This window comes from Mycobacterium parascrofulaceum ATCC BAA-614 (assembly GCF_000164135.1).
GTDB lineage: Bacteria > Actinomycetota > Actinomycetes > Mycobacteriales > Mycobacteriaceae > Mycobacterium > Mycobacterium parascrofulaceum.
The window spans coordinates 395,331-399,664 of record NZ_GG770558.1; the positions used below are offsets into that span (position 1 = coordinate 395,331).

At 73.0% G+C, this 4,334-nt stretch carries 5 protein-coding genes; 4 read left to right on the forward strand and 1 reads right to left on the reverse strand.

Going from position 1 to position 4,334, the window contains the following annotated elements; all coding sequences use genetic code 11:
* On the reverse strand, positions 1-117 hold a 117-nt coding region (locus HMPREF0591_RS34730), incomplete at its 3' end, for a hypothetical protein (protein WP_425270253.1).
* 260 nt (positions 118-377) lie between these two features.
* On the opposite strand from HMPREF0591_RS34730, the gene HMPREF0591_RS25230 reads away from it, so the two are divergent.
* The 4 genes from HMPREF0591_RS25230 to miaA all read left to right on the forward strand — a co-directional run bounded on the left by HMPREF0591_RS25230 (position 378) and on the right by miaA (position 4,206).
* Positions 378-1,280, forward strand: a complete 903-nt coding sequence (locus HMPREF0591_RS25230) for a DMT family transporter (RefSeq protein WP_007171549.1) — start codon at positions 378-380, stop codon at positions 1,278-1,280.
* 255 nt (positions 1,281-1,535) lie between these two features.
* Positions 1,536-2,498: a DMT family transporter gene (locus tag HMPREF0591_RS25235; protein WP_007171550.1), complete on the forward strand. Its 963-nt coding sequence runs from the start codon at positions 1,536-1,538 to the stop codon at positions 2,496-2,498.
* 81 nt (positions 2,499-2,579) lie between these two features.
* Positions 2,580-3,269, forward strand: coding sequence for a class III extradiol ring-cleavage dioxygenase family protein (locus HMPREF0591_RS25240; RefSeq protein WP_007171551.1), 690 nt, complete (start codon positions 2,580-2,582; stop codon positions 3,267-3,269).
* A 7-nt stretch (positions 3,270-3,276) separates the two neighbouring features.
* Entirely contained in the window at positions 3,277-4,206 is a 930-nt protein-coding gene (miaA, locus tag HMPREF0591_RS25245) for a tRNA (adenosine(37)-N6)-dimethylallyltransferase MiaA (protein ID WP_040623999.1), read from the forward strand.
* The last annotated feature ends 128 nt before the right edge of the window (positions 4,207-4,334 follow it).

Below are 4,334 nucleotides of genomic sequence, written 5' to 3' on the forward strand. Positions count from 1 at the left end.
CGGTCCCGGGCTCGCCGGGCGGGGCCCGGGACGCGGTCCCGGGCGGGGCACCGGACGCGAAACCGGTTGGGGCACCGGCCCAACCGAATCTGCGCCGCGGGGTTCGTCAGCCGTCATGCGCTCGTCACCTACCCTTCGCGCGGTCGCTGTTCCGCGCACCTGCCGCGCGTAGCGGCACCGTCTGCTGCAGCCATGGGCGGGCCGGGGCGGCTCTCCCAACAGCTGCTTAACAGTATTCAAGCAGCTTGGCGGCCCGTGCGCCGCCACCTGAGATCTTCCCGCTCGTGATGCGTCGCCGCAGGGGCAGCGGGTATGACAAGCGGGTATGACAATTGTCCGTACCCCGATGTCCACACCCTGACTCGGACGGAGAAACCATGGCCAAGGCGGACATTGCCGCTTTGCTCGCGCTGGCGTCCGCGCTCTGCGTCGCGATCGGCGACGTGCTGCAGCAGCGCGCCACCCACCGGCTCACCGACACGTCGGCCGGGCAGCTCGAACTGATCCGCAGGTTGCTCGGCAATCAGCGGTGGCGGTGGGGCGCCCTGATGCTGGTCGTCAGCATCGTCTTGCAGGCGGCCGCGCTGGACCAGGGCTCGGTGCTGCTCGTGCAGGCGCTGCTCGTCCTTTCGCTGCTGTTCGCGCTGCCGATCAGCGCCCGGTTGGCCCGGCGCGCCGTGACCGCCCGGGAGTGGGTCTGGGCCGTCGTGCTGACGGCGGCGGTGACGGTCATCGTGACCGTCGGCAACCCACAGGCGGGCCGTTCCACCGCGCCGCTGCGGACGTGGGCCATCGTGGCGGCGGTGCTGGCGCCGCTGCTGCTCGGATGCGTGGTGGCCGCCCGGGTCCGGGGCGGCGCACTCGGCGCGGTGCTGCTCGCCTTCGTGTCCGGCTCGCTGTGGGCCGTCTTCGCGGTGCTCGCCAAGGGCGTCGTCCACCGGATCGGCGACGGCGGGTGGGCGGTGGTCCGCACACCCGAGCTCTACGCCTGGCTGGTGGTCGCGCTGGCGGGATTCGCCTGGGAGCAGGCGGCGTTTCGGGCCGGCTCGCTGACCGCGTCGATGCCCACGCTCGAGGTCTCCCAACCGGTGGTCTCGGCCGTGCTGGGCGTCGCCGTCCTCGGCGAGACGCTCGACACCGGCCGCGCCGGGATGCTGGCGCTGGCGGTGGCGGCGCTGGTGATGACGGCCGCCACCGTCGAGCTCGCCCGCGTCGACGCCTCCGCCACCCGCGACAGGGTCGCGTCGCGGCTCGGGGACGCCGCCGTGCAACCGGCGTGACCACCGCGCGTCGGCTCGGTGCCGCGCGCCCGGGACGGGTACCGTCGTGCTGTCGTACGGGGGCGGTTTGAATTCATAGAGTTAGCACAGTCGTTACCCAGCTTTGTGAAGTAACAATGAAACGGTTACCTACCAGGCCGTCCGCGCGGGGCGCAGGCCCATACAGTTGTAGTTGAACTGGCCGCAAACGCCGCGTGTATTCCGGCTCTCCGGGGGAACGCCTGGTGGAAAACCATGTGAGGTGAGGGGTCGCCCATGTCCAAAGTTGACGTCGCGGCGTTGATCGCGTTGTGCGCCGCGATGGCATCCGCGGTCGGCGACGTGATCCGTCAGCGCTCGGCGCAGGAGATCACCGACAAGGAGGTCGGCCATCTCGAGCTGTTCCGGATGTCGTTGAAGGACACCCGCTGGTGGTTGGGCGGCATGGCGGCCGTCACGAACTACAGCCTGCAGGCCGGGGCCCTGGCGTGGGGCTCCGTGGTGCTGGTGACCGCGCTGCAGGTGACGGCCCTGCTGTTCGCCCTGCCCATCTATGCCCGCCTCGCCGGCCACCGGGTGAGCCGCTGGGAGTGGATCTGGGCGCTCGTCCTGGCCGGGGCGCTGGCGGTGGTCATCATGGTCGGCGACCCGGCGCAGGGCCAGCAGCGGGCATCGACGTCGACGTGGGCCATCGTCGCGCTGGTGATGGTGCCGCTGCTGGTGTTCTGTGTGGTGGCGGCCCGCATCTGGTCGGGGAGCCCGTTCGCGGCCGTGCTGCTCGCGCTCGTCGCGGGTTCGTCGTTGGCGCTGTTCGCGGTGCTGACCAAGGGCATCGTGGAGATGGCCGAACACAGCGTGGTGGGTGTGCTGACCTCGCCGGAGTTCATCCCCTGGCTCCTGGTGGCCCTCACCGGAATGGTCTTCCAGCAGTCGGCCTTCCGCGCCGGTTCGCTGACGGCGTCGCTGCCGACCATGACCGTGGCCAAGCCGGTGGTGGCGGGTCTGCTCGGGGTGCTGGTGCTGGGGGAGACGCTGAACGCCGACGGCCCGAAGGCGTTCCTGCTGATCGCGGCGGTGGCGGTGGTGATCGTCGCGACGGTCGCGCTGGCCCGCGGCGAGGCGGCCACGATGGTGGCCCAGACCGGGCGTGACGTGGGAGCCCTCCCCGATAGCGCGGCCCCGGCGGGATCGGAAGCCGACCCTTTTAAGGGCCCCGTCGTCGCGGTGGAGTGCCCGTAGTTAGTGCCCGTAGTAGGCGACCCGTCACGGCACGCGACGGTGAGTCGACCGGTCGCTGCGGCGAAACGTTAGTTTGGTGGCGTGCTCAGCGGCATTGCCATCATTCCGTCGGCGCCGCTGCTGGTGCCTGAACTCGCCGGTGCGGCCGCCGCGGAGGTGACCGACCTGGCGGGTGCGGTGCTCGCGGCGGCCGCCCTCCTGCCCGCGCGCTGGATCGTCGTCGGGGTCGGGGAACGCGACGACGTGTTGGGCCCCGACACGGCCGGCACGTTCGCGGGGTTCGGCGTGGACGTCCGCGTCCGGCTTTCGCCGGGCGTCGACGACGGGCCGCCCGCCGATCTGCCCCTGTGCGCGTTGGTGGCCGCCTGGGTCCGGGGCCAGGTCCGGCCCGAGGCGAGCGCCCAGGCGCGCCTCTACTCCGCCGACCACGATGCGGCGACCGCGCTGGCCCTGGGCCGGCGGCTGCGCGCCGAGCTCGACGGGTCCCCGGAGCCGACCGGGGTGCTGGTGGTGGCCGACGGCGCGAACACCCTGACGCCCGCCGCCCCCGGCGGACACGACCCGGGCAACGCCGAGGCGCAGCTGGCGCTCGACGACGCGCTGGCGACCGGAGACCTGGCCGCCCTGGCGCGGCTGCCCGGGCAGATCCTGGGCCGGGTCGCCTTCCAGGTGCTGGCCGGCCTGGGTGAACCGGGACCGCGATCGGCCAAAGAGCTCTACCGGGGTGCGCCCTACGGCGTGGGTTACTTCGCCGGCGCCTGGCAGCTCTGAGGTGGCCGTGCGACCGCTGGCCATCATCGGCCCGACCGGGACCGGCAAGTCACAGCTGGCGCTCGACTTCGCGGAGCGGCTCGGCGCCGAGATCCTGAACGCCGACGCGATGCAGCTCTACCGCGGGATGGACATCGGCACCGCCAAGCTTCCCGTCGGCCAGCGCCGCGGCATCCCGCACCACCAGCTCGACGTCCTGGACGTCACCGAGACCGCCACGGTCGCCCGGTATCAGCAGGCGGCCGCCGCGGACGTGGAGGCCATCGCGGGCCGCGGCGCCGTGCCCGTCATCGTGGGCGGCTCCATGCTCTACATCCAGTCCCTGCTCGACGACTGGTCGTTCCCCGCCACCGATCCCGCCGTGCGGGCGCGCTGGGAGCAGCGGCTGGCCGAGGTCGGGGTGGGCGGGCTGCACGCCGAGCTGGCCCGCCGCGACCCCGCCGCCGCGGCGAGCATCCTGCCCACCGACGCGCGGCGCACCGTGCGGGCGCTCGAGGTCGTCGAGCTGACCGGCCGGCCGTTCGCCGCGTCCGCGCCCCGCATCGGTCGCCCGAGGTGGGACACCGCCATCGTCGGCCTGGACTGCGAGACGGCGGTGCTGGATCAGCGGCTGGCCCGGCGCACCGACGCGATGTTCGACCAGGGCCTGGTCGGCGAGGTGAGCGCGCTGCTCGACGAGGGCCTGCGCGACGGGGTCACCGCGTCGCGCGCCCTCGGCTACGCCCAGGTGATCGCGGCGCTCGACGCCGGGGGCGGCGCCGATCGGCTGCGGGAGGCGCGGGAACAGACGTACGTGGGCACCCGTCGCTACGTGCGGCGGCAACGATCCTGGTTCCGCCGTGACCACCGGGTCCACTGGCTGGACGCCGGAAAAGGGGAGGCCGACGGCGCCCAACTGCTCGACGAGGCCGTGCGGGCGTGGCGCCACGTATCCTGAGCAGGTGATTTTCGCGAAGGGCCACGGCACCGAGAACGACTTCCTGGTGCTGCCGGACGCGGGGGCCGCGCTCGACCTGGGCGCGGCCCGGGTGGCCGCCCTGTGCGACCGCCGGCGCGGCGTGGGCG

Coding starts and splice junctions, on each gene's coding strand:
- HMPREF0591_RS25230 (WP_007171549.1), top strand. CDS start 378: ATGGCCAAGGCGGACATTGCCGCTTTGCTCGCGCTGGCGTCCGCGCTC.
- HMPREF0591_RS25235 (WP_007171550.1), top strand. CDS start 1,536: ATGTCCAAAGTTGACGTCGCGGCGTTGATCGCGTTGTGCGCCGCGATG.